This is a genomic window from Alkalibacillus almallahensis (assembly GCF_011761495.1).
GTDB classification, from domain to species: Bacteria; Bacillota; Bacilli; order Bacillales; family Alkalibacillaceae; genus Alkalibacillus; species Alkalibacillus almallahensis.
The window spans coordinates 118394-142620 of the sequence record NZ_JAASRU010000002.1; the positions used below are offsets into that span (position 1 = coordinate 118394).

Genomic DNA, 24227 nt, shown 5'->3' on the forward strand with positions numbered 1-24227 from the left:
TCATTTTATCACTCTTCCTTAACGACGTCATACGAACAAATGTTCTAATTAGCAACTTGTTTTTTTATAAAAAAGGGTTTAATATTCTTTTTGTGGAATATAGCACTTGAAAAGCAGGCTTTAATATTAAATAATATTGTTTAGGTGATAATTATGTTATTAAATGAAGCAGAAGTAAGGAACTTATTGCTTGAGGATCTTAATAATGAGTTGAAAGAAGATGAATATACTAGAATAATCAATGAGTTGGGTATTGATTATGGAGCATCAAGAGTTGATGTAGCAGTGGTGAACGGGATAATTCATGGCTATGAAATCAAGAGTGACTTAGATACTCTCGATCGCTTACCAAATCAAATTTCTTATTATAATAGAGTTTTTGAACGAATGACTATTGTTTCATCTAGAAAGTATTATGAGAAAGTAAATGAATTAGTCCCAAAATGGTGGGGAATAAAAATTATAAGTGCTGATGGTAGCCGTTTGATTTGTAAAAGAACAGGAAGAAGAAAAAACAAAAACCAAGATAAAAGTTTATTATTAAAATTACTTTGGAAAAAGGATTTAGAAAATTTTGTAGACATAATGGGGTTTGATAAAAAGATTAAAAAATTGCGAAAAAAACAGCTTCTTGAATTATTTCTTCAAGAAGCTGAAATTGATCTTGTTAGAAATTACGTTTACGAAGTTCTAAAAAATCGAGAGTTTTGGAGAGAAGAATCATAATTCATCAACTGTGAATTCCAAATGGTGATTTATAGATAGCTCTATGGCTTTTTTGTGATCGGTAACTTCTTCGTTTCTATTTGAGAGGCTGTCTATAAATTCATCCCCAAAACTGTAATTTTTTCCGGAATATAGAGGAGAACTAACTATTATCTTACATAAGTCTTGAAAGTTTTCTGGCTCATTGTCGTCGAACCTTTTTGATAGACCAAGAAAATAACCCTCTTTAGTAGTATAAAGAATTTTTAGATAAGAGTTATTCATATTAAAACCCTCTTTTACATCAGGCTCAGGAGTTAATCTGGTGGTATAATCTGAAAACAGAATACTAGGCTCCTCCGCTTGGATTTTCTTAAAGAACTGGATCTCATTTCTATTAGATTTTTTCTCGAATTTCATTTGTCTCTTAGTATCTACCGTCTCGTCTACTGAGCTTGTTGCCAATATACAGGTGTAATTCGAAAAATATTTAACACACTTAATTGCCTCATCTTGATTAAGTTCATCAAGGAAATCTAAGATGATTATAACTTCCTTATCTTTAAAATAATCATTAATAATTTCTTCAACACGGGTGTTCATAAGATGATATATGGTGCTTTCAACTTTATGGTATTCAATCCTTATGGCAACTTTATTTTTATCAATAGAAGAAATTGTATTAATAATCCAGTCTGGAGCATCGCTACTCAGACATGGAATAAAGTTTAGTGACGATTCTTCAAACTTAGAACATAAAAATTCAATTTGATTCTTTCCGTCTTTTTTCTCTTCAGTTTTCGATTTCATATTAGCAAAAATGTAGTCAAAACAATATATGAATTCGTTACTTCCAATTCTCTGTTTTAAATAATTACCAGCAGAATTAAAATTCTCATACCATGCCTTTTTTGCTGATTTCTTTACCGATATTCTTTTTCCTTCAATAATCGGTATTATTTTCTTCTTGGTTTCCTCAGATGTCTCTTGAAATGCATTCATTTCTGAATCCGAATGTCTAAGTATTGGATAATACATATACTCTCTCCCTTTAAAATATTTATGTTAATCGAAATCAACATCAAGTTCCTGAAAATTTTGCTACATGATTAAAAATAAAAGACACACTAATCCTAGTGTGCCTCAAAACTATTCTTTCTTAAGTTCAATCTCGAAGTCCAATTCTTCGCCAATCGCCTCAAAATCTTGGTCCGTTGGTGCACTGAAAACTAAGCGAGCAGATTCAACATCTTCAGCATTTGAATTTTCTAATACATAGAAGAATGTTCCACTAGCCTTAGTGTTTGCCATCATTTCACCCTCAATATGATCACTCATGAACATGTCAGGATCTAACTGCTCACCAGTGCTCGTAGCCATTTTACCTTGTGAAGAATAGAAAGTAATATCTTCTTCAGATGTATTTTCAACAGAAAGGTCGACTTGGATGTAATCAATTTCATCCGTTTCCATCATTGTAGCTAATTCTTCATTCAATTCACCTGAAGCAGCAACAACTTTCTCAATTGTAAGCTTAACAGGACCTGTTTCAAATGTTTGCGCTTCTTGATTGCGTGAATGGAGGGTGAATGTTCCACCTTCATTTTCAACCGTTGCTCCTACTTCGGTTTCAGTTGTTCCTTCAGAAGCTTCTTCTGAATCGCTATTACCTTCTTCATCAGATGATTCATCATTACTAGAATCGTCACTAGAACCATCTTCAGATTCTTCATCGCTTTGCGTTTCTTCTTCTTGTTGTTCTTCTGAACCTTCACCATTACTTTCGCTGTCAGCATCTGATTCTTCGCCACACGCTGATAAGAAAGCGACCATTGCTATGATCCCCAACATAATTAAGAACCTTTTCATTTAATTCTCCCCTTATAATAGATTAGTCTATGTAAATTGGTACAATCACCAATTAACAACAAAATTTGCCACAGATTTAATAATTAAAACGCACAGTATCTAAGTGCGCTTTTACACAACATATTTATTGGAACGCATGTTCCTCTTAAGTTATAATAAAATTATATATTATCTTTATAATAATGAGGTGTTCCTATGAACTGTGATAAAGCAATAGAAGAGCTTGCTGAAAAAAGAACTAAAGAACTCCTTGGATTAAAAGACCAAGAAGTAAATTTAGCGAAATTATTTGAAACGACAAAGCAGTGTGAAATTATTGAAATAAAAAGAGAGCAAAAACGGTATAACAAAGAATATAGTGTTTTACGATCTCTATTCTTCTGACGTTTTGATTAAATTAACTTCGTCTCCAATTTTTATTTTTTCATCAGATTTTCTTAATCCGCCAGTTACTTCATTTAAATCGATGTTTAGCTTTTGTTGTTCTATAAATTGATCTTTTAAATAAAGAGGTGCATTGAGTATGTTGTTTTGTTTAATAACAGATTTGCTACTACAGACTGACATTTTCTCATAAACTTCAGTTACAGTAACAGTATCTTTTATTAAGTCTAATTTTCCTATTACTTCTTTTGTATCTGGATCTATAACTTTGTTACCTTTTTTATCTAATATCTGAAATTTATCATCGATATTAACACCATCATTCGAACCAGCGTTGATAATTAATGTATATTCATCAATAATTTTAACTATCTTGAATGTGTTTGACAATTTCCTCCACCTCGCTATCATTCTCTGCACTCATAGTTTTTCTCACTATTTCTTTATCGTTTTTCCCTTTTTCAACCTGCATATTCAGAAGGAGATTCTGAATATGTGTGATTAGTCTAAATCTATCATTTTTATAAAACTCTAATTCTTTACTATTTTCCTCATACATGGTACGTAATGTGTTTCTATTATCTGCAACCACTTCATACGCATCTAATAACTTTCGGTATTTCATAATAGTATAAGCAAGTATTACTGCTATTACCAATAAGCTCAATGATAAGATCGCAACTACCAATTCTATCCCATTAAAAATAGAGAAAACTTGATATATGGTAAAAAAACTAGCAACAAGACCAAAGGTGTAACTTATAACTGTACCGATATTTAAATCAAATTCTTCTTTAGGCGACTCATTCCTCAAAATTAACACCAACCAATAACATTAGCTGTACGACTTCAACTATTCATCATTATTCTTCTTCTGAGATTGCTCATATATAAATTGAAAGTAACTCTCAAGCTGTTTAAGTTCCTCAGGACCCATCTGCTTCCACTTCTCAATATCAAAAAATCCCGAATCCTCAATGCCGTACTTTTCAAGTAATCGGTTATGTTCTGCTATGGGATCGAAGTCGTCCTCGTTTTCATCGTGAGGGTTGTTAGTTCGTCCTAATAAGTAATCGACCTTCACATTGAAGTAATCAGCTAGTTTTCGTATAAGTTCTATATCAGGCTCGACATGATTATTTTCGTAATGAGAATACCTAGCTCTAGATATACCAACACCACTCGCTACATCTTCTTGATTCCGACCTTGTTTTTTCCTTAATAACTTCAAACGATCTCCGAAAATTTCTTCTTGAGATTCCATTAACAACACCTCTATAACCTCCATTATAAATTATATCCGATAAAATTGTTATCATTGTTAAGTTTTTTATCATAAAACTGTTGACGATAAAAAGTTTATCGTGTAGTATTAAAAATGTGATAAAAAACTTATCAAAAAGGCGGTGAAATAAATGGTACGTAAACTTCTTTTAGAATTACGAAACGAAAAAGATTTAACCCAACAACAACTAGCTGAGAATTTGGATTTATCAACTGTTTATGTTCGAAAGCTTGAAAAAGGGGTTGTTAACCCTGGACGAGAAACAATGCTTAAATATGAGAGTTATTTCAATCGAGACATGAGAGAGTTGTTTCCAGATCTTTTTTTTAACCACAATGATAAAAAATTTATCAAAGAACAAGAAGTATCCTGACTTAATCTTTTGAAGGAGGTGATCAAATGCAAGACCGCATGACTGCTCAACAAACAGCTGAATATTTAGGTTTGAATCGAGAGACTGTCTATCGTATGGCTCGTCGAAAGGAAATTCCACACTTCAAACTTGGCAATCGCATTCTATTTTCAAAATCATCAATCGAAGAATGGATCCGAGAACAAGAAGAAGCCAACATGTCTGCAAGTTCTTACTAAATTCATCTTATCAATCAAATCAATCAAAAAAGGTATAAAGGGAGAGGAAAAATTGTGACAAACGGTAGAGGACGTACCTCAAAACGACTCAGGGAAGCAAGGAAAGCGAAAGGTCAGACTCAATTACAGCTATCACTAGATACTTATCAATCGAGAGAGTCAGTCACTAAGCAGGAAAATGAAGAATTTAGGGTTCAACCACATTTAGCAAAACACTTCACTGAAGAATTCAATGATCCAAGGGTTGCCATGGAAGCAGCATATGAGTACACAGGTTGGGGATCACCTTGGTTAGATGGCGCAGCGTTTGATGAACACAGAGCATCAGTTCTGTTACAAACCAAACGAGAAGTTCAAGAAGCACTAGACAAAATAGATGATGTGAATGTTGCTAAGAATCCGAACACAATTGCTGAATACGAAAGAAGTGAAATAAGAGATTTACTAGTCGAGTCAGCTGAGGCTATGACATTTATCAAGCAAGAAATAGCAATCATGTGTAAGGACTATCGATTTGACTGGATGGAGCTTTGGAACGAGGTCAACAACCGTCTTAAGTCACGCCAGTATATTAAATAAAGGAGGCATTCAAATGAGTTTAGGTGAGTTGTCGAAATGGGAGAAGCGATTAGAAGAGGCGTTGAAAAGTCCATTTAAGATTTATCGATTAGATAACATTTTGAGAGATATGAGAGACGCTTACGATTTGCAGAATCCAAAGAATCATCGTGAATTGAAATTCTATCGCAAGGCTGAACAACACTTACTAGATGCGGAGGTAGCTTAATGGAGCGTGAACAACAATTAGAAGCAGAGATCAAAAAAGAAGAAAGCTGCATTGACTATTTATTTAGCCGATTAGATATCGAACTTGACCATCGGAATTACGATAACGCATTAGCGCTTAATGAGGACCTAATCAAATCTATGAGACGTGCTCGTAAGTTAAAACATGAATATAACTACATGAAGCATTTGCAAATTGTAGCACAACAAATGCAAGCCGATGGGATTAACGCACAAATGATTTTTTGGCCAAAAAAATAGACCGCTTGGCAGAGCGGTCATTAGAAAGTCTGAATAAAAAACTTCTATCACGTTTATTATAAGCTTTTTGCGTGATGGGAGCAAGGAGGAATTGACGTGGAAAATCGTATGGTACTTGAAATGGAACGTCACTTATCAAGACAGCCTGTTGCCGAATGTTCGAATTGTCACACGGAATTTTACCAAGGGGATGCAGAAATAGTCATTTATGACAGTGAACACTTCTGTGATCGCCAGTGCTTATCTGAGCACTTACTAGAAAACGCTGATTTCTGGGAGGTTGATTTGTAATGGCAGAAGTATTAGCGAGTACAAAAGATATGAGTCGAGAAGAGTGGTTACATTGGCGTCAAAAAGGCATTGGTGGTTCAGACATTGCTGCCATTGCTGGCTTAAATAAATGGAAGTCACCAGCTCAAGTTTTTATGGAAAAAATCGATGAAGCGCCTGAAATTACCAATAACGAGGAAGCGATGTATTGGGGCAATGTGATGGAAGATGTTGTTTTGAAAGAGTTTGCCAATCGAAGTGGACTCAAAACACGTAAGCGAAACGCGATTATTCAACATCCACAATATCCTTATATGTTGGCTAACGTTGACAGCTTGGTTGTTGGTAAACATGAAGGTGTTGAAGCTAAAACAGCAAGTGAGTACGTGAAGGATCAATGGGAAGGTGACGAGATTCCAACACCTTATTTATTGCAGTGCCAATGGTATATGGCAGTGCTCAATTATGATGCATGGTGGATTGCGGTTCTAATCGGGGGCAACAAATTCGTTTATAAGAAGATTGAACGAGACGAGGAACTTATTGAGCGGCTCATCGAGATTGCTAAAGACTTCTGGAACAATCATGTTTTAGCGGACAACCCACCTGAAATTGACGGTACAGACGCATCAACGAACTTACTCAAAGCGATGTATCCTGAATCAACTAGCGATGAAGAAGTTGACTTAGAGAATGAATTGAATGGTTACTTTGATGCTTTGCAAGTGATTAAGTCAGAAATGGACGATTTAACGCAGCGCAAGAAAGAATATGAAAACAAGATTAAAGAGCAATTAGGTGAACATGAAGAAGGCTCGAGCGATCGTTTTATAGCTAAATGGAAAACAGTCAACTCCACGAACTTTGATAAGAAGAAACTGAAACAGGATTATCCTGATCTATACGAACAATACACGAAAGAGTCGAGTTATCGACGCTTTACATTCAAGGAGGTTAATTAATATGGCGACAAATGAAGCGGTTAAAAACCAATTAAATCAGAAGAAACAAAGTGAAGTGGAAGGGCAAAACAATAGCCCGAAAACGATTGAGGATTATTTGAAAAAGATGGCTCCAGCTATGGAGCAAGCACTACCTAAACACATGGATGCCGATCGTTTAATGCGATTGGCAACGACAACGATTCGAACAACTCCCGAATTGAAACAAGCTGAAGTTGGCAGTTTGCTAGGTGCGGTTATGCAAGCAGCGCAATTAGGACTTGAACCAGGATTGATTGGTCATTGCTACTTGCTTCCATTCAAGAACAATAAAAAAGGTACAACTGAGGTTCAATTCATTATAGGTTACAAAGGCATGATTGACTTAGCACGACGTTCTGGCCAAATTCAAAATATTTACGCTCACGCTGTTTATGAAAACGACACATTCGATTATGAACTAGGTTTAGAACCGCGATTAGAACACAAGCCTACAATGGATAGTGATAAAGGGGCCTTTGTTGGCGCTTATGCTGTAGCCCACTTCAAAGATGGTGGTTATCAATTCGAGTTTATGCCAAAGGCGGACATTGAGAGACGCAAGCAACGTTCTAAAGCAGCTAATTCTAAGTATAGCCCTTGGGCTACCGATTACGAAGAAATGGCAAAGAAAACGGTTATCCGTCACATGTGGAAGTACCTACCGATTTCTGTCGAGATTCAAAAAGCAGCATCAGAAGATGAAACGACACGACAAGATATCACAGACGAAGCAAAATCCGTCTACGATCAAGACTATATTGATGTAAATATTAACGAATCCGTTCAAGAGGAAGCACAACAAGCTTTAGATGATGCAAACCAAGCGGACGAGGATAGCAATGAGTAGAATCATAGACATTCCACATGATTACAAGTGGATGGCTAAACAAGCTAAAGAACCTGGAGCGTTTTTTAAACGGTATGTGGCGGCTTACGTCCGTCACAACCATCCAGGTTATGAGTTAGTCAAGATTAACAAAATGAAGGCTGAAATCAAGAAGGTGAATAACGAATGAATTACCTTAAAGAGCTTAATACGTTTCATGAGTGGCTTGATACGAATCCTTTACCCAGTGGGGCTATTGTTTTGTGGTACGCATTGATGGCTATAAACAATAAAACTAACTGGCAGGATGAGTTCACGGTTGCGAATGCAACGTTGCAAGCTAAAACGGGTTTATCAAGACAACAATTACATCGTGCAAGAACAGATTTAATTAACGTAGGTCGTATTCAATACAAAAAATCAAATCGTGTGAATCAAGCTGGAAAATATTCGATTGTGAGTTTTGATACACGAGCCGAGCACAAAGCGGACACAAAAGAATACACGAGCCGAGCACAAAGCGGACAAGAATTGAACACATTAGTTAGACATAAACAAGACGTAAACGAGACTAATTATCCGCCGCATAACGTGCGCGGGGAAAACGACACATCGAACGACACTAAAACCGAACGTGAATTCGAGCCAACCATCTTGGAGAAGTATATGCAATTCCGTGCTCAATATTTCCAAAAGGGCGGTTTTCAGACGAGCCCTACTGATCAACAAGCAGCTAAGGAACTTTACGAAAGTGGTATTCCGTTAGACGACGCCCTGTACTGGCTTGAAAAGCGGTTCGAAACCTACACACCTAAACATTCAAGAGACTCGATCAATTCGTTAGGCTACTGCGTTGGGTTTATATTAGATCGCTATCACGAAGAACAAGAGAAGCAAAGCAAAGTCACTCAGATATCCCAAGCACAAGATAAACAAAGCGATCAACAGCAATACAATTACGGTTTTTAAGGCGGTGAAGACATGAAGTCAGCTGAAAAGATTCTAAACGTAGATACGCAACCTCAGCTTTTGAACGACTATATGTGTGACGGTTGCGGTGAGCAAGTGCAAGAGAAGTCAGTTGTGATACCAGTTGGCCCCAAAAAAGGTGAGCGAACAACGGTTCATGACGGTTGCCGATGCGAAGATAGAGAATTGGCTAAAAAAGCAATTCAGAATCGACAACAAGCCATTGAGCGCAAAAACCAAACGATATTTAAGCAGCAATCATTGCTCAACCAGTCGCTTTGGAACGCAGCATTTGAAAACTATGAAGCTACTAACGACGATCTAGCCAAGGCGAAAGAGAGATTACAAGATTTTGCTGAAACGTTTACGCGAGATAATCCGCAGAGTTTTATTATCAATGGCAATTATGGCACTGGTAAAAGCCATTTATCCGTTGCCGTGACAAAACGTTTGATGGAAAGAGGTTATAGCTGTTTATTCCTGTCTGTTCCCAAACTACTAAGCAAGATTAAGGAAACGTATAACCGCAACTCTGATTTTTCCGAGTATGAAGTCATGGAGTTTGTTCAGTCTGTTGACTTACTTGTCTTAGACGATCTGGGAGCAGAATATACGAACTTACGAAAAGAAAATGACAACTGGACCCAAACAAAGTTATTTGAAGTGATCGATAGTCGAGCAGGCAAGAGCACGATCTACACGACGAACTTAGATAGCGAGGAACTCGTGAAAAAAATTAACGAACGGAATCTATCACGCGTTATGGATAATGTCGAAGTTGTAAAGATGTTCGGCAAGGATTACCGACGGAAGGAGTTTTAATATGTGTAACGGAAATGGCGTTGTCTGGGTGGAAGTGCTTCCAGGCGCCTATGATTTACAAAGATGCGACTGTGAAAATTGCGAAGGCGTTCAGCTGCGGAAAGAACCAATTGAGCAGACATTCAAAAAGTGGGACGCATACATCGAACAAGAACAACGAATGAAGGGGGTTGTTTAAATGCGATACATCGGTTTAGATCCAAGCACTAAAACAGGATTTGTCGTGATGGACGAGCAAGGGGAAGTGCTCGATATGAAAGAAATTAAGCCAAAATCAAAACAGGATCCTGAGCGTTTCGGTGAACTAGCTGAATTAGTTGGCATGGAGATTGAACAAGGTGACAAAGTCATTATCGAAGGCTTTTCTTATGGTTCGAAAGGTGCTGCGGTGTCAACGCAATACGGTATCGGTTGGCTGATACGTTCGAAGCTCGTTGAACTAAGCAACTTAGACGTGATTAATCGTTACGTGGAAGTGACTCCCAATGGACTTAAAAAGTTCGCAACCGGTAAAGGCAACACGAAAAAAGAGGACATGATTTTGCCGATTAATGATCGCTGGGGATTTAGAAATCCATCTGACAACATTCGAGATGCTTATGTGCTTGCTCAAATCGGACGGTATTTAGATGGTCGTGAAAAGCCAACAGCGTTTCAGAGAGATGTTTTAGATAAGCTTCATGAAAATGAGGTAGCGTTATGAAAAAGCTATACGTTCGAGAAGAGAAATGGCGCAATTCTGAAGGGGAGCATTTGGTTGATGTTAAGACGTTCTTTAGTCAGCCGAAGCGGTTTGATTATATTGTCTTTGTTTGAAAATGAAAAATTTAGAAAGAGGGGTAAACATGAAATTAAAATGTTTTTTCAAAGGTCACTATTGGGCCTGGAGCTTAACCAGAACAAGTAAGTATAAATGTTTACGTTGCGGAAAACGAAAGAAGATTGTGAGATAGAAAGGGTGATTGAATGCGTAAGGGTGTCGAACAATTAGAAACAGAAAACTTAAACATAATAACATCAAAAATTCAGCAGTGGGCTAAAGATCGCAACTTACACACAGCTGATCCAAACAAGCAAATGTTGAAACTCATGGAAGAGGTTGGTGAATTAGCGCAAGGTTTAGCTAAAACTAATGAAAAGCAGATTGTTGATGCAATAGGTGACGTCTATGTTGTATTAACAATCTTATCCATGCAGCTTGAATTTGATATCAGTGAGTGCATTGAATACGCCTATGATGAAATCAAAGATAGAAAAGGCCAGATGGTGAATGGCGTGTTTGTGAAAGAAAGTGATTTAATGTGAAACAGAAAGGTGACAAGTACAGACCAATCGTCAAAGTTGCTAAAGTCAAAAAGGCTATTCCTACTGTGATTTATGTAAGCGGCAGACGGTATGTGTATGATCCTAAAAACGAGGAGGCTAATCCATAGACATTAGCTTTATTGTGGCGCTGCTCCTGGTTTGGGTAATAGGTGGAATTTATATTTTAAGTAAGGAGAGATAGACATGTTGAATCGGTCAGTGCTAACTGGACGCCTTACGAAGGATCCAGATCTAAGGTATACCAATAATGGTGTGGCGGTCGCCAATTTTACGATAGCTGTCAATCGTCCATTTCAAAATCAAAATGGCGAACAGGAAGCCGACTTTATTAACTGCGTGATTTGGCGTAAACCGGCTGAAAACCTGGCGCAATACATGGGGAAAGGTAGCATGGTCGGTGTTGATGGACGTATTCAAACCCGCAGCTATGACAATCAAGAGGGCAAGCGCATCTTCATAACAGAAGTGGTAGCAGAAAGTGTACAGTTTCTCGAAACAAAGCAAAGTAATCAAAATCAGGGCAATAACCCTCAACAATCAAAACAAAACACACAGAGCCAAAGTGAAAGCTCTAAACAGTCGTTAGAAGATGTAGGCGAGCCAGTAGATTTACAGGATGATGATTTACCATTTTGAAGGAGTGATAGAAATGAGATTTAACTGGGCATGGTTGATGCTAGGTGCTTATGCGTTATCGATTATTGGACTAGCGTTATTGATTTATTCGCTTTTTGCAATTGCAGTATAAGTGTTATTCAATAAATGAAGAAATAATCCAGTTAAGTTGGAAGGGAATGAGTTCCCTTCCTCTTGGACTGTTATGTCAAATGACAGGGATACTGTTAAGAGTGTGGATTAAAGAGTCAAAATGTGGTTTTATGATATAGCCTTTAGCACCAAATGTCATGGCAAGGTTTATGGTGTGATCTTGGCCAATTGAGCTACAAATAATGACGTTGGCTTTTGGGTCTTCTTGTATAATTTCTTTGAGGACGTCAAGGCCATTCAGGTCACCCATATTCAAATCTAGAATTACGAAGTCGGGAAGGTATTGCAGATATTGGTTTAAAGCACCAGCTCCACAAGAAGCTTCTGCAATGACTGTATATTGGTTTGATTCATTCAAAATTGAAGTGATCCATTTTCGCATAAATTTTGAATCGTCTGCTAATAAAACAGTATTCATTTTATTCTCTCCTTTAGCATCTTTGGCAATTTAGGAAAGGCAGCCCGGCTATCATAGTTTAAACCTTAGACCCGTGGCTTTGCGTCTTTTACTTTCGTAAAATTTGCCATATATAGAATAGTACCATAATTAAACAAAGTTTTACATGTTTCGACAAAAGTTTACGGAATTGAAGGTTGGGGTTACATAGATTAAAATAGGAGTGATTAATATGCGCGCGAAAAATGTACCAGTAGATATGGATAATCGACAAATATCTGTCGATATAGAAGGTGATGAGCCTTTCTGTATTGTATATTCAGATGGGAAGGCCAAAATCACCAAGCTACCTACTCATGGTGAAACGAAGGTTATCACGCATCAAGGTAAGGTGAAGCGGGTAAAATTTGATGAGGGGGAAGAGTTTTGAATAAGTATCTTAATACTTTAATTACTGACCCTAGTTTTGTTGGGTCACTTATTGGATCTCTGATTACTGGAACAGTTGCTGTAATCATTTTAGGTATCCAAATAAGAGATAAAAATAAGACTATTAGAAGTGAAGAGAATAAAAAATTTGTAATTGCTGTAGAATTAATTAAAACACATATTCATTATACTCTATTGCAAATAGATGATATTTTAAAAACTGATGGGAATAATGTATCTTCGTTGGTTTTAACGCTTGATAAACATTTAATTGATACCAATAAATTGGTACACGAGGTTGATATCACAACTATTAAAGATTCTGTGTTTAAAGAATTTCAAATGGTGAGGGAGTGTATTAAAAGTCTGAATGACTTAACTCACGAATTAATTTCAGATCAATCAAATGATATAATATTAGATGAGAGTGACCTAGATTATATTAGTAATATTTATCAAAAATTAGAATCAGCTAATAAAATTTTAATAAATGAAGCCGAAAAATCTAAAGAAAAAATTAAATAGTTCTACCAGCCAACTGGAGGACACTGATTAAGTAAGTTGCTAGATGCAGCTGCTTGATTGGTGTCCTCTTTTTTATTCAAAAGGGGTGAAGATATTGCGAAAGATGAAATACACAATTAAGCATACAGTGCATCCACATCGAAGAGACAAACGAACAGGTCCTTTGAATCCAGTTAAGCCTAGTGAGTATTTTAAGTATTTAGCAGGTGAGTTTAATCGAAAGGATGATCAATATGAATCTAAAAACGATTGAAAACATGATTAGTGATTACCATTGGATGATTCGTGAAGTTGATCGTTTAGCTCAAGTTTTATGGGGTTCAACGCAACATCGTAGTGAAGGAGTATCACAATATGGTTTAGCGTCTGTTATGCCAAATGGATCTCCAGGGAAGAGTCAAGTGGAATTAGATGCTATGGATCGTCAAGATAGAAAACGTTATGAACGTTATGTGCGCTTTAAACAAATGACATCAGCTGTTGAACATGATATTGAATTGCTAGATGACGAGTTTTTAAGAACAATCTATGACTGTATGATGGAAGGCATGAGTTATCGCGCTATAGGCATGCACCTAGGGATTGCACGTCGAACTCTTTACAACAAAAAATATACCATTTTGCACACTTTGCACACATTAGACCAAAGTAGCCAGATTATACACTTTTTGCAAAGCCAAAAAAATGCTGTTTAAAATAAGTTAACGCGTATGTTAATAATTAATATTCGTGACATAACATGCCTAGCCTTCGATACGTTGTTTAGCACTCTCCCTTTATGATACGTAATCGTTGGCTGGGTGTTTTTGATGAATAAATTTTGTGCAGGATTTTCCTCTTAATTGTCGAATGTTGGGAATTAAGAGGGGGGTAAAAATGAGTTTGTACAGTTTTGCGAAAGATGCTGCTAAAGTAGCAAAAGACGCTGGTAATATAGAGTTGTATTCACAGATTTTAGAGATTCAAGAAAGGGCATTAGAGTTACAAAGTGAAAATGAGATACTAAAAAAAGAAATTGAGGAATTGAAAGATAAAGCTCAAATCGAAAATTCGTTGTATATAAAGGGGCATTTTTATTACAGAGAAATGCACGGGGAAATATATGGCCCTTATTGTACAGTTTGTTGGGATAATAATAATAAACTTATTAGAGCTCATGTGAGAACGAACTTACACGGAAGAAATATTGCACATTGTCACGTGTGTAACTTTTCTTCAACGTATTTAGGTTAATGTTTAAGCACCCATAGCGGTGCTTTTTATTTTGATTATAATAGAAGTTAAGCTTTATGTGGTAGGTTGATGGCTAGAAAATAACCTTTGATCATCATTAATACAAAGCATATTCTTATATGGAGATACAATCCAATTAGTGATAAAATCCTAGGTATAGTTAGCAGTACATAGGGAGGATTTAATTATGAAGGTACAACCTAAGATGACGTTCGCCATTATTATGGGAGGAATTTTTATACTTATTGGAGTTATAGGAATGATAGTAATCGTTGCTTCATTTGATTATGGAACATACAACGAATTGAACAGTGAATCTTCATACTGGTTGACTGAAGAAGATAAGCAACAGTTAAACGTATTAAAGAATGAATTAATGACAACGTGGGTTCTTGGTATTGGTACTTTGGTTGTCAATTTAGCTATAGGCTCAGTTTTAATCACGTTAGATCGAATATCAAAATTACTTGAAAATATAAGAGATCAGAAATAAGTAAATAAAAAGGAAGAAGAGGCATCCTGATACGGGGTGTCTTTTTTATGTGGTGATAAACATGCAATACCAAACTGATGCAGAACGCATGAAGTTTTACAAATCTAAACCTTGGCGAAAGCTTAGACAATCTATTTTAGAACGAGATAATTACGAATGCCAGGAATGTAAACGACAAGGTAAAGTATTCACAAAGCACAGTAAGCCTGGTAAACACAAAGTATTTGATGTTGATCATATCAAAGAGTTAGAAGATCATCCGGAATTAGCAATGGAACCGGACAACTTAGAAACGCTTTGCATCAGATGTCACAACCATAAGCACGGTAGATACGTTTGGAACGCTTTTCAATTTAAACGCAAGCCAACGAAATGGGATGATGACGAAAAATGGTAGCCCCCCCTTAAAAATTTCGAGAAATAAATGGCTCGGGGAAACGGTGCAGGGGGTAGGCTACTTTCTAGATTTATAACCCAAATTACGCGTAAGGGGGGTGGGATAATGTGCAGACTAAATTAAGAACCGACGTAGGCATTGATAAAATCAAGGATCAGCTGATGTCGAAGGTCGATACAACGGACCCTATTGAGGTTGAGAAAGTTGGTAGGTACTTAAGGAATATTGAGATGTATCGCAGAATGGAACGTACTGTCAAAGAAGAAGGTGTTTCCGTAACAGTTGAAAACGGTAATCAGTCATATATTAAATCCCATCCGTTGCTTGCGGAAATGAATAAGGTTAATGCAGCTATCATTAATATCGAAAAAACGTTCAACTTCATCGGTGGGGACGATGGTGATAAACCAAATCATACAGCAGAAGATTTGATATAAATGAAAATGAATAAGCATGTTAGTTTTTATATGAACCAATACGAGGCTGGCGAGATTAAAGTCAGTAAGTATGTGGTTCTTTTATTTTCTTATTTAAAAAACCATATCCTTAACCGAGATGATATCTATTTTGATGAAGATACCCATGAACGATATATCAAGTTTACCGAAAAGAATTACTTTCAATTGGAGCCTTTTCAAAAGTTTAAGACCGCCTTTGTTTTTTTATATTACAAAGATGGTGGACATCCTTTCTTTGATCAATTCTTCTTTTATGAAGCGAGAGGAGCTGGTAAAAATGGTTTGATATCATCGCTCGCAAACTTTTTCATCAGTGATCTACACGGGATTGATAATTACAATGTCTCGATCGTGGCCAATAGTGAGGAGCAAGCAAAGACTAGCCCTGACGAGATATACAACAAGATTGACCAAGCGGGCAAAGGTAGTGTTCTGCAATCTTTGTTTAAACATACAAAATCTGAAATCATCAGCAAAAATGGCAAAGGAAAGGTTAAATACCATACGTCAAATGCCAAGACAAAGGACAGTTTGCGAGACGGATGTGTTATCTATGATGAAGTTCATGAGTATGAGAACTCTGATATTGTTGATGTGTTTCAGTCAGGTCTAGGAAAAGTAAGGCATTCGCGAGAGTTCTTTATAACCACAGACGGTTTTGTTCGTGGTGGCTATTTGGATGATTTAAAAGAGCGCGCTGTCAAAGTATTAAATGGCGAGGCGCCTGAAGATCATTTATTTGTCTTTATGGCCACACTTGACGATGAAAAAGAAATGGACGACGAATCAAACTGGCAGAAAGCGAACCCCATGTTCCACCCGCCATTGAGTAATTATGCGCAAGAATTATTTAGAGTAGTCAAAAGACAATATATTACCTTAGGAAACTCTAAGCCATCAGCACGTATCAAGTTTATGACGAAACGAATGAACCACCCTGCAACTGATTTAACAACGTCTGTTGCGACATGGGAAGAGATAGAAGCTACTGATAGACCATTCCCTGAACTTGAACATCGTGTTGCTGTTGGCGGCCTTGATTTTGCGAGTATAAGAGACTTCGCATCTGTCGGGTTGCTATTTAAGGTTGGTGAGGATTATATTTGGAAAACACATTCGTTTGTAAGAAAAGGTTTCTTAGATGCTGTTGATCTGAAACCACCTATCCACGACTGGGAAAAAGAAGGCTTGCTGACTATTGTTGACGAGCCGGTTATTAACATCAGCCATATTGTGGATTGGTTTGTCGAAATGAGGGAGTTATATGGTGTGACTAGAATTGTTGCTGATACTTTCAGACTGGATATAGTGAAAGCAGCATTAGAAGATGCTGGGTTTGAATTGATTTATATACGGAATCCGAAAGCAATACACAGTAAATTAGCGCCAAGAGTGGAGAGTATATTCGCTAATCGGCAAGTTATTTATGGTGGCAATCCTCTAATGAAGTGGTTCACGAATAACGTGTACGTCAAGATTAAGAAAGATGGTAACAAAGAGTATTTGAAAAAGGACGAAGTGAGACGTAAAACAGATGGTTTTCAGGCGTTTATTCATGCGTTGTTTGAAGCGGATAATGTTCTTGAAGATGACGGAGAATTCTATCTTGTCGATATAGACTTTTAGGGGGTGATTAAATTAGGACTGCTAGACTTATTCAAAAAGAACAGTGAACTGGACCAAATGTATGACTTAGATTTGCTAGAAAATACATCAGAGCGTGCTCACCTCAAACGGTTAGCGATCGAAACGTGTGTGAATATGATTGCCAGGACGATAAGTCAATCTGAATTCAGAATCAAGAAAGGTGGAGAAGTGCAATATGATGAATTTTATTATCACTTAAACGTAAGACCGAATCGAAACCAGTCTGCTAGTCAGTTTTGGCAAACAGTTGTTCATAAACTTATTCACGATAACGAATGCTTAATCGTCAAATCAGACAGTGATGATTTATTGATAGCTGATGATTTTTATCGGGTGGAATACGGTCTTGTAGAAGATACATTCAAGTCTGTGACGGTTAAAAACTTCATGTTTAAAAGAACGTTTTCAGCGAGTGATGTTATTTATCTTCAGTACAGTAATGAGGATTTATCGCGTTTGATTAATAGTATATTTGAAGATTACGGCGAGCTGTTCGGTAGAATGATTGAATACCAAAAATACAAAAACCAAGTGCGTGCTACCGTGGATTTAGAAAACGTCAATTCAAAAGATCCAAATACTCAACAAAGATTGCAAAACTTTATTGATCGAATGTATGAATCGGTTAAAAAAAGAACGTTTGCTATTGTGCCACAACAAAAAGGCTTCGTTTATAACGAACGAACAGCATCAGCTCAAGGTACCAGTAATGTAGATGAAATTAATAAAGTCACAAATGGTTTCTTGGATCATATCGCTAAAGCTCTTGGCATTCCCGTTGCCTTGATTCACGGGGATATGGCAGATGTTGAGAAAAACACACGTAACTACATGACGTTTTGTATCGATCCTTTACTACAAAAAATTAAAGATGAACTTGCTGGTAAGTTCATTGATAAGAAAGATTTTTTGAATGGTGAACGGATTGATATTAGACGGGTTTCTTATCGTGATTTATTCGATCTAGCTTCAGCTGTTGATAAACTTGTTTCTTCATCTGCATTTACTGGAAATGAAGTAAGGGAGGCTGCGGGATATGAACGATCAAATGATGAGTTGCTGGACAAACATATTATCACCAAGAACTACACTGAATTAGCAGATTTACTTGAAGGGGGTGATGAAGAATGAATTGGAAAGATGAAATCAAAAACATGAAGAACAAAAAGGCTGATATTCGTTTTGAAGCTGATGGCGATAGCAAAGAAGCAAAGCTTTATATTTATGGCCCAATTGGCGGTTTTTTATTTAGTGAAAATAGTGCGCAAGGTATTAAGCGTCGTTTACAAGAAACGGATGCTAATACGATTCATGTGCATATCAATTCACCAGGCGGATCCGCGTTTGATGGCGTAGCCATTGCGAATCAATTAAAGGCGCATAACGCTGAGATAAATGTTCATGTAGATGGTTTAGCTGCATCAGCAGCGAGTGTTATCGCTATGTCCGGTGATAAAATTATCATGCCTGAAAACACCATGATGATGATCCACCGAGCCGCAACGATTGAAATGGGAGACGCTAAAGTGTTTGAAAAAACAGCGAAAGACTTGCGGAAGATTGATACGGCTTTAGCAGCGTCTTATAAAGATCGTTTCGTTGGTGAAACGGAAGAGCTCAATCAATTGCTTGATGATGAGACATTTTTAACAGCTGATGAAGCTGTTGCTTTTGGTCTTGCTGATGTTGTTGGAGAAGAAATCGAAATCCCATCTCTTGAAGATGTAGATGAAGATAAAGAAGACAGTGAAGAATATGATAATTTCAAAGAGAAGCTTGTTGCCAAGTACGCAGCACAATCGAATTCACAACCAAATCAAGAACCACCTAAACCGGAGCCTACTCAAAACAATATGAGTAAGCTCTTTTTAAATTTATAACCAAAATGGAGGAATGAAAATGCCAATCAAATTTAACAATTTTGAAGAAAAGAAAGAGGCGTTCGCAAAAGCGACGAAAGAGGGTACTGAGGAAGAACAGTCAGAAGCGCTGAATAACATGTTGGAGTCGCTTGCTAATGATGTGCAGAATGATATTCTGAGCCAAGTTAATACAGAGATGGCGGATAACGTGGCTCTGCAATCCCGCGGTCAAAATGTATTAACTAGTGAGGAAAACAAGTTTTTCAATGCGGTTATTGAAGAGGGTGGATTCAAGGAGACGGAAACCCTTCCCGAAACAACACAGGAACGCATCTTTGAAGACATCGTGAAGGACCATCCTTTGCTAAGCGCTATCGGCATTCAAAACTTGGGCGCCGTTACTGAGTTTATCTATTCTAATGATCCAAGTGGTCAAGCAGTATGGGGGGCCGTTGTTTGATGAAATCAAAGGTCAGTTGAATGCTACGTTCCGCAAAGAGAAAATCGAACAGTTGAAACTTACAGCTTTTGTTCCAATTGCTAAAGATATGTTAAAACTCGGACCTGCATGGGTTGAGCGTTATGTCCGCACAATTATTTCAGAAGCGATGAAAGCTGGTTTGGAAAGAGGATATGTTGCCGGAAATGGTATGAATCAAAACGAACCGACTGGATTGCTTAAGTCGGTAAATAAAGATACAGGTGCTGTGACTGATAAAGCATCTGCTGGTAAGTTAACCTTCGAGCCTGGTCGTACAACGATCAATGAAATGAGAGATGTTGTTAAGAAACTGGCTGAAAAACTAGATAAAGACGGAAATGTGGCAGACCGTCCTCGTAAAGTTGCAGGCAAAATTGTGATGGTGACCAATCCGTTTGATACGTTCGATATCCAAGCGAACGCTACAATCCAAAACGCAAATGGTACTTATGTGACGAACCTACCATTTAATCCGACTATGACAGAATCTGTGTTCGTCCCTGAAGGTAAGGTTCTGTTCTTTGTTCGGGGTGAGTACATTGCTGCTGTTGGTGGCGGTATAGAAACGAATCGTTACCGAGAGACACTTGCTCTGGAAGATGCAGATGTATTTATTGCGAAACGCTTTGCGACTGGTAAACCAAAAGATAATAATGCCGCGCAAGTTTATGATTTGGACATTGACACAACAACAACGACTAGCACGACTTCAACAACAACTAGCGCGTAATGAGGTGATGTGATTGGAGCAAATCACAGATGACGTATTAAAACAATTCAAAGATCGCATGCGGATAACGCATAGTGCAGAGGACGACAATCTCAAACGATTGTTGTCCTTTTCTATTTCCGCGATTAGAAGCAGTTGTGGTCCGTTTGATATTAATGGAACTGAAGAAATGGATCAGCGTGCTAAGGAATTAGTCTTTGAGCGTACACGATACGCTTACAATGATGCGGTTGAATATTTTGAAGATAACTTTTTGAGTGATTTAACGAGTTTAGGTATATCACTCATCACGACAACAACGACAACAACGTCAGAAGGGTGAGGCTATGCGAGAGTATGAATACAAACCGCCTCGCGTGCATTCGGGTGAACTGAGAACGCCCGTGATTTTTTATGAGTATGTGGCCTATGATGGACCTGAACCTGGCACAGAAAAGAAGCAATTGTTATTTAATTCATGGGCCAAAATTGATGAAGTGTGGTTACGTGATGCGGAACTGGCCAAATCAAATGGAACGCTATCGGATATCACAATCATCATTCGGGATCCGCAAGGCGATTATATTCCAACGAATAAGCACTATGTTGAGATTGATGCACCTGAATACAGGGATAAACATTACAACATAAAGGAAGCGCAACCGGATATGCAGAACAAAGATTTCATAAATGTGATTGCGGAGTTGAGATCATGAGTGTAGAAGTAACTGGAATGGATAAAGTCCTCAGAAGTTTGGAAGAAGAATTAGGCGAAAAGGCAGTACAACAAATAAGTGATGCGGCTTTAAACGATGCGGCTCAACTATTTCTTGCTGAGTTAAAAAGGCAATTTGAGCCCTGGTCTGACAAAGGTCATTCCATCCTAGAAATGACCTTGTCAAAACCTTATTGGGAAGGCAATGCACGAACAATAAAGGTTTACTGGCAAGGGCCTCATGATCGTTACCGCATTATTCATTTAAATGAATTTGGAACGGTTAAAAATCCTAACCCTGCAGGTAAAGGTGCAATCGCACGTGCTTTGCGTAATTCTGAAAAAGCTTATCATAATGCGATTCGCCGAGCGGTCGAAAGGGGGCTGTGATGTTAGATCAAATTTATGATGCTTTAATTGAGGATAGTTTGATTAATGACAAAGCAAGTGGTCGTATCAAATATTATCAATATCCAGAAACAAGTACGCTACAGGAAACCCACATTATTATTGATCCTATTGACTCACCGGTTCCGAGCGAATATGCAAGCAATCAATGGTTGATGGAAGATTTCATGTATCAGGTTGAAGTTTGGTCTAAAAACAGATCAGATCGTGACGTGGTTGCTAATCGAATCCAGCAAATTATGTGGGATTTAAGTTTCTATAATTATGGTGGCGGTATCGATGAATGGGATAAAGATTTAGATATTTATCGTGATGCAAGGCGTTATCGCGGTAAAAAATATGTTATTTAAGGAGTGATTGAAATGCCAGAAGAAAAAAATTATAAAGCATCAACAGGTGTTGAGGAACTTTATTATGCTGTTCTAGATGATAGCATTGCAAGTATTATCAAAGATGATGTGGATTATGTCGATTTTGTTCAAACGATTACGGTTGAAATGCCACAAGAAGCCGTGCGCGCTTATGGTAGTAATAAGACAGCAGAGATCGCTGTGTCTAACGGTAACGTCAGCGTGACAGGTGCTTTTCATAAATTACCGTTCCAAGTTAAACAAGTGATTCTTGGGTTAGAAACTGTAGAAGGCCTTTCGTCTTATGGTGCTGGTGACAACCCACCATATGTTGCTTGTGTGTTTGCAAAGACGCATGAAGATGGTTCGAAAGAGTGGGTCGGTTTAACGAAAGGGATATTTATGCGACCGAACATTAATGCGGAAACGAAGAATGACTCAACATCTTTTAGTTCAGAAGAAATCACGGGTCAATTTATGGAACGTGAAGTCGAAGGGTTTGAAAAAGATAAAACGGTCGTGTTTGGATATGATGAATCAGGTGAAACGACAAATCGAGATGCGTTATTCCAAAAAATCTTTGGTGTAGCTTATCCGGGTACGACAACCACAACCTCTAGTACAACAACGACAACTACTAGCGCGTGATAGTGTATGAAGTACATTCTATGTCAGCCAGCTATTAAACGGTTTGAGTGGGAACTCGAAGTTTGTATCTATCGAATGCAGCAGTTAGGAATTCACGATATCGTCTTGTTGTTTGCGCAGCAGGACGATCGTGTTCCTCAATTTTTGCGCGAGAACTATGGTGTTGAAACACATGTTTATTCTGATAATCGACAAGACAAATCGTATATTCCATCTATTAAGCCTTATCTATGGATGTGTTATTTAGAAGAAGATTCATCTCGAGAAGATGAGTCTTATTTTTATTTAGATAGTGATGTTTTGTTAAGAGAAATTCCAGATGTTAATCCCACAAAAGATACGTGGTACGCATCTTATTGCGAGAGTTATTTAAGTGTTGATTACATCGATAGTAAAGGTGATGACTTACTAGATCGTATGTGTGGTGTAATTGGTGTGGATACCAAACTCATCCGTGAAGAAAACCCAATAGGTGGAGCACAATGGGTCATTAAAAATCCTACTCATGCCTATTGGAAAAAGGTATATGAAGATTCGGTTAATTTATATAACTTTTTATCATCGGTCGAACGTGAATATGCACGCAAACATGATTCCAATTACACACCAATCCAAAAGTGGACAGCTGAAATGTGGGCTCAACTTTGGAATGTGTATTATTTCAACAAGGATGTTATCGTCTCGAGCGAACTTGATTTCAGTTGGCCAACGGATGATGTGAGTGAATACTATCAAAAGAAAATTTATCATAATGCTGGTGTTCTTAATGATCACCAGCAATTATTTTTTAAAGGCAAGTATACGCATAAAAAACCATTTCAAGATTCTTTTAACCACGTTGATTCAACCAAAGCGTCGATTAAATATGTCGAGGCAATTCAGGAGGTGGCACAAATGGCTAAGCAAAAATATGAAGTGATTGAAAGCTTTCGTGATTTAGAAGAAGATAAAGAATACTTTAAAGGGGATCGTTTTCCTAAACCTGCGAATAAGAAAGTAAGTCAAGAGAGATTAGACGAACTGTCGTCTTCGGATAATAAAGCAGGACGACCGCTTATCCAACAATCAGAATAGGAGGAAGAACATGGCTGACTTAAAACGAAATATGATTGAAATTGTTACAGATGTTAAGCAAGGTGAACTGGTGACCGAAAAATACTTAACACCGTTATTCATTCCACTTGAAAAAGTTTATGAAGCTGTGGATCTTTTAGAATATATTGAAATGTATGCTGGGACTGCAGAAGGTGAACGTGATTGTATTAAACGTATGCTGACATTTGTAGTTGATGTTTATGGTAATCAATTTACAGAAGAACAGCTGTATAACGGATTACATGCGCCAGAAGCACTGACGGATTTGCAAAAGCAAGTGATGTTTATTGCGCGTGGTTTCCAAGATGATGATAAAAAAAAGCAAGTCGAACAGATGACGAAGTAAATAGCGATTACACATTCAAAGATATCAAAGATGACTTAGATCAGATGATCGTGAAAATGATGAAAAATGGTAAAGACATCAATGAGATTTTAAAAATGCCATATCACTTTGTGGTTGAACTGTTTAAAGAAGAACGCAAACCATCTGAAACGACGTCGCTTATTTCAGCTTTCGGTGGTTAGAAAGGAG

Annotated in this window: 42 protein-coding genes, 1 pseudogene and 1 riboswitch; of the genes and pseudogenes, 37 read left to right on the top strand and 6 right to left on the bottom strand. The window is 37.4% G+C overall.

Annotation, left to right across the window (positions count from 1 at the left end):
* Positions 1-153 precede the first annotated feature (153 nt).
* Positions 154-726, top strand: coding sequence for a sce7726 family protein (locus FHR85_RS02530; protein ID WP_167260753.1), 573 nt, complete (start codon positions 154-156; stop codon positions 724-726).
* Here FHR85_RS02530 and FHR85_RS02535 read toward each other — a convergent pair.
* Both FHR85_RS02535 and FHR85_RS02540 read right to left on the bottom strand, forming a co-directional pair.
* Entirely contained in the window at positions 721-1743 is a 1023-nt protein-coding gene (locus FHR85_RS02535; protein ID WP_167260755.1) for a beta family protein, read from the bottom strand. The genes FHR85_RS02530 and FHR85_RS02535 overlap by 6 nt on opposite strands.
* 111 nt (positions 1744-1854) lie before the next feature.
* The gene (locus FHR85_RS02540) at positions 1855-2574 is read right to left on the bottom strand and encodes a DUF4352 domain-containing protein (protein WP_167260757.1); all 720 of its coding nucleotides are present in this window, start codon (positions 2572-2574) and stop codon (positions 1855-1857) included.
* A gap of 195 nt (positions 2575-2769) precedes the next feature.
* On the opposite strand from FHR85_RS02540, the gene FHR85_RS02545 reads away from it, so the two are divergent.
* Positions 2770-2958 carry a hypothetical protein gene (locus FHR85_RS02545; RefSeq protein WP_167260759.1) on the top strand — a complete coding sequence of 63 codons (189 nt, stop codon included), beginning with the start codon at positions 2770-2772 and terminating at the stop codon, positions 2956-2958.
* Here the strand turns inward: FHR85_RS02545 and FHR85_RS02550 are convergent.
* From FHR85_RS02550 to FHR85_RS02560, 3 genes are read right to left on the bottom strand one after another with little or no spacing between them, the layout of a single operon-like run.
* On the bottom strand, positions 2947-3348 hold the full coding sequence (locus FHR85_RS02550; protein ID WP_167260761.1) for a FlgT C-terminal domain-containing protein: 402 nt from the start codon (positions 3346-3348) through the stop codon (positions 2947-2949). The two genes, FHR85_RS02545 and FHR85_RS02550, sit on opposite strands and share 12 nt — an antisense overlap.
* Entirely contained in the window at positions 3323-3772 is a 450-nt protein-coding gene (locus tag FHR85_RS02555) for a hypothetical protein (RefSeq protein ID WP_167260763.1), read from the bottom strand. The genes FHR85_RS02550 and FHR85_RS02555 overlap by 26 nt, the downstream gene beginning before the upstream one ends.
* A 39-nt stretch (positions 3773-3811) precedes the next feature.
* Positions 3812-4222, bottom strand: a complete 411-nt coding sequence (locus tag FHR85_RS02560) for a helix-turn-helix domain-containing protein (RefSeq protein WP_167261108.1) — start codon at positions 4220-4222, stop codon at positions 3812-3814.
* 151 nt (positions 4223-4373) lie between these two features.
* On the opposite strand from FHR85_RS02560, the gene FHR85_RS02565 reads away from it, so the two are divergent.
* From FHR85_RS02565 to ssb, 15 genes are all read left to right on the top strand, one after another.
* Entirely contained in the window at positions 4374-4616 is a 243-nt protein-coding gene (locus FHR85_RS02565; RefSeq protein ID WP_167260765.1) for a helix-turn-helix transcriptional regulator, read from the top strand.
* A gap of 26 nt (positions 4617-4642) precedes the next feature.
* A complete protein-coding gene (locus FHR85_RS02570) occupies positions 4643-4834 on the top strand; it encodes a helix-turn-helix domain-containing protein (RefSeq protein WP_167260767.1) in 192 nt (63 codons plus the stop codon).
* Between the two features lie 54 nt (positions 4835-4888).
* On the top strand, positions 4889-5413 hold the full coding sequence (locus FHR85_RS02575; protein ID WP_167260769.1) for a helix-turn-helix transcriptional regulator: 525 nt from the start codon (positions 4889-4891) through the stop codon (positions 5411-5413).
* Between the two features lie 13 nt (positions 5414-5426).
* Positions 5427-5621 carry a hypothetical protein gene (locus FHR85_RS02580; protein WP_167260771.1) on the top strand — a complete coding sequence of 65 codons (195 nt, stop codon included), beginning with the start codon at positions 5427-5429 and terminating at the stop codon, positions 5619-5621.
* On the top strand, positions 5621-5881 hold the full coding sequence (locus FHR85_RS02585) for a hypothetical protein (protein ID WP_167260773.1): 261 nt from the start codon (positions 5621-5623) through the stop codon (positions 5879-5881). The genes FHR85_RS02580 and FHR85_RS02585 overlap by 1 nt, the downstream gene beginning before the upstream one ends.
* A gap of 96 nt (positions 5882-5977) precedes the next feature.
* Complete coding sequence (locus FHR85_RS02590) at positions 5978-6172, top strand: hypothetical protein (RefSeq protein ID WP_167260775.1); 195 nt, start codon at positions 5978-5980, stop codon at positions 6170-6172.
* Entirely contained in the window at positions 6172-7113 is a 942-nt protein-coding gene (locus FHR85_RS02595; RefSeq protein ID WP_167260777.1) for a YqaJ viral recombinase family nuclease, read from the top strand. Before FHR85_RS02590 ends, FHR85_RS02595 begins: the two co-directional genes overlap by 1 nt.
* Before the next feature lies 1 nt (position 7114).
* Positions 7115-7981 (top strand): recombination protein RecT, encoded by an 867-nt coding sequence (recT, locus tag FHR85_RS02600; RefSeq protein WP_167260779.1) that lies wholly within the window; start codon positions 7115-7117, stop codon positions 7979-7981.
* Positions 7974-8150 carry a hypothetical protein gene (locus tag FHR85_RS02605; protein WP_167260781.1) on the top strand — a complete coding sequence of 59 codons (177 nt, stop codon included), beginning with the start codon at positions 7974-7976 and terminating at the stop codon, positions 8148-8150. The genes recT and FHR85_RS02605 overlap by 8 nt, the downstream gene beginning before the upstream one ends.
* On the top strand, positions 8147-8929 hold the full coding sequence (locus FHR85_RS02610; RefSeq protein ID WP_167260783.1) for a hypothetical protein: 783 nt from the start codon (positions 8147-8149) through the stop codon (positions 8927-8929). Before FHR85_RS02605 ends, FHR85_RS02610 begins: the two co-directional genes overlap by 4 nt.
* A gap of 12 nt (positions 8930-8941) precedes the next feature.
* The gene (locus FHR85_RS02615; RefSeq protein WP_167260785.1) at positions 8942-9751 is read left to right on the top strand and encodes an ATP-binding protein; all 810 of its coding nucleotides are present in this window, start codon (positions 8942-8944) and stop codon (positions 9749-9751) included.
* A 1-nt stretch (position 9752) separates the two neighbouring features.
* Positions 9753-9929, top strand: a complete 177-nt coding sequence (locus tag FHR85_RS02620; protein WP_167260787.1) for a hypothetical protein — start codon at positions 9753-9755, stop codon at positions 9927-9929.
* The gene (locus tag FHR85_RS02625; protein ID WP_167260789.1) at positions 9930-10454 is read left to right on the top strand and encodes a RuvC family protein; all 525 of its coding nucleotides are present in this window, start codon (positions 9930-9932) and stop codon (positions 10452-10454) included.
* A gap of 263 nt (positions 10455-10717) precedes the next feature.
* Positions 10718-11056 (top strand): MazG-like family protein, encoded by a 339-nt coding sequence (locus tag FHR85_RS02630; protein ID WP_167260791.1) that lies wholly within the window; start codon positions 10718-10720, stop codon positions 11054-11056.
* A gap of 204 nt (positions 11057-11260) precedes the next feature.
* Positions 11261-11713, top strand: coding sequence for a single-stranded DNA-binding protein (ssb, locus tag FHR85_RS02635; RefSeq protein ID WP_167260801.1), 453 nt, complete (start codon positions 11261-11263; stop codon positions 11711-11713).
* A gap of 187 nt (positions 11714-11900) precedes the next feature.
* Here the strand turns inward: ssb and FHR85_RS02640 are convergent, their stop codons facing one another.
* Positions 11901-12263: a response regulator gene (locus FHR85_RS02640; RefSeq protein ID WP_167260803.1), complete on the bottom strand. Its 363-nt coding sequence runs from the start codon at positions 12261-12263 to the stop codon at positions 11901-11903.
* Between the two features lie 35 nt (positions 12264-12298).
* A riboswitch (cyclic di-GMP riboswitch) is annotated at positions 12299-12381 on the bottom strand.
* A gap of 93 nt (positions 12382-12474) precedes the next feature.
* On the opposite strand from FHR85_RS02640, the gene FHR85_RS02645 reads away from it, so the two are divergent.
* The 20 genes and pseudogenes from FHR85_RS02645 (at position 12475) to gpGT (ending at position 24220) form a co-directional block, all read left to right on the top strand.
* Positions 12475-12672: an XtrA/YqaO family protein gene (locus tag FHR85_RS02645; RefSeq protein ID WP_167260805.1), complete on the top strand. Its 198-nt coding sequence runs from the start codon at positions 12475-12477 to the stop codon at positions 12670-12672.
* Positions 12669-13196: a hypothetical protein gene (locus FHR85_RS02650; protein ID WP_167260807.1), complete on the top strand. Its 528-nt coding sequence runs from the start codon at positions 12669-12671 to the stop codon at positions 13194-13196. Before FHR85_RS02645 ends, FHR85_RS02650 begins: the two co-directional genes overlap by 4 nt.
* Before the next feature lie 94 nt (positions 13197-13290).
* Positions 13291-13449, top strand: a complete 159-nt coding sequence (locus FHR85_RS02655) for a hypothetical protein (protein ID WP_167260809.1) — start codon at positions 13291-13293, stop codon at positions 13447-13449.
* Positions 13430-13891, top strand: a complete 462-nt coding sequence (locus FHR85_RS02660; RefSeq protein WP_167260811.1) for a helix-turn-helix domain-containing protein — start codon at positions 13430-13432, stop codon at positions 13889-13891. The genes FHR85_RS02655 and FHR85_RS02660 overlap by 20 nt, the downstream gene beginning before the upstream one ends.
* Before the next feature lie 181 nt (positions 13892-14072).
* On the top strand, positions 14073-14429 hold the full coding sequence (locus FHR85_RS02665) for a hypothetical protein (RefSeq protein WP_167260813.1): 357 nt from the start codon (positions 14073-14075) through the stop codon (positions 14427-14429).
* Positions 14430-14688: 259 nt separating this feature from the next.
* Positions 14689-14922 (top strand): hypothetical protein, encoded by a 234-nt coding sequence (locus tag FHR85_RS02670; protein ID WP_167260815.1) that lies wholly within the window; start codon positions 14689-14691, stop codon positions 14920-14922.
* Between the two features lie 61 nt (positions 14923-14983).
* Positions 14984-15319, top strand: a complete 336-nt coding sequence (locus tag FHR85_RS02675) for an HNH endonuclease (RefSeq protein WP_167260817.1) — start codon at positions 14984-14986, stop codon at positions 15317-15319.
* A gap of 107 nt (positions 15320-15426) precedes the next feature.
* On the top strand, positions 15427-15756 hold the full coding sequence (locus FHR85_RS02680; RefSeq protein ID WP_167260819.1) for a P27 family phage terminase small subunit: 330 nt from the start codon (positions 15427-15429) through the stop codon (positions 15754-15756).
* The gene (locus FHR85_RS02685; RefSeq protein WP_167260821.1) at positions 15757-17403 is read left to right on the top strand and encodes a terminase TerL endonuclease subunit; all 1647 of its coding nucleotides are present in this window, start codon (positions 15757-15759) and stop codon (positions 17401-17403) included. It begins immediately after the preceding gene.
* 3 nt (positions 17404-17406) lie between these two features.
* Positions 17407-18555, top strand: coding sequence for a phage portal protein (locus tag FHR85_RS02690; RefSeq protein WP_341770919.1), 1149 nt, complete (start codon positions 17407-17409; stop codon positions 18553-18555).
* The gene (locus tag FHR85_RS02695; protein ID WP_243864132.1) at positions 18552-19304 is read left to right on the top strand and encodes a head maturation protease, ClpP-related; all 753 of its coding nucleotides are present in this window, start codon (positions 18552-18554) and stop codon (positions 19302-19304) included. Before FHR85_RS02690 ends, FHR85_RS02695 begins: the two co-directional genes overlap by 4 nt.
* A gap of 19 nt (positions 19305-19323) precedes the next feature.
* A pseudogene (locus tag FHR85_RS02700) lies at positions 19324-20497 on the top strand (phage major capsid protein).
* Positions 20498-20555: 58 nt separating this feature from the next.
* Positions 20556-20819 carry a phage gp6-like head-tail connector protein gene (locus FHR85_RS02705; RefSeq protein ID WP_167261114.1) on the top strand — a complete coding sequence of 88 codons (264 nt, stop codon included), beginning with the start codon at positions 20556-20558 and terminating at the stop codon, positions 20817-20819.
* A gap of 4 nt (positions 20820-20823) precedes the next feature.
* The gene (locus FHR85_RS02710; protein ID WP_167260823.1) at positions 20824-21192 is read left to right on the top strand and encodes a phage head-tail adapter protein; all 369 of its coding nucleotides are present in this window, start codon (positions 20824-20826) and stop codon (positions 21190-21192) included.
* The gene (locus FHR85_RS02715) at positions 21189-21581 is read left to right on the top strand and encodes a hypothetical protein (RefSeq protein ID WP_167260825.1); all 393 of its coding nucleotides are present in this window, start codon (positions 21189-21191) and stop codon (positions 21579-21581) included. Before FHR85_RS02710 ends, FHR85_RS02715 begins: the two co-directional genes overlap by 4 nt.
* Positions 21581-21949, top strand: coding sequence for a hypothetical protein (locus FHR85_RS02720; protein ID WP_167260827.1), 369 nt, complete (start codon positions 21581-21583; stop codon positions 21947-21949). The genes FHR85_RS02715 and FHR85_RS02720 overlap by 1 nt, the downstream gene beginning before the upstream one ends.
* A 12-nt stretch (positions 21950-21961) precedes the next feature.
* Complete coding sequence (locus tag FHR85_RS02725; protein WP_167260829.1) at positions 21962-22597, top strand: major tail protein; 636 nt, start codon at positions 21962-21964, stop codon at positions 22595-22597.
* Between the two features lie 894 nt (positions 22598-23491).
* Entirely contained in the window at positions 23492-23671 is a 180-nt protein-coding gene (locus FHR85_RS02735) for a hypothetical protein (protein WP_167261116.1), read from the top strand.
* Between the two features lie 10 nt (positions 23672-23681).
* Positions 23682-24038: a phage tail assembly chaperone G gene (gpG, locus tag FHR85_RS02740; RefSeq protein WP_167260831.1), complete on the top strand. Its 357-nt coding sequence runs from the start codon at positions 23682-23684 to the stop codon at positions 24036-24038.
* Positions 24039-24082: 44 nt separating this feature from the next.
* Entirely contained in the window at positions 24083-24220 is a 138-nt protein-coding gene (gene gpGT, locus FHR85_RS02745; protein WP_167260833.1) for a phage tail assembly chaperone GT, read from the top strand.
* Positions 24221-24227: the final 7 nt, after the last annotated feature.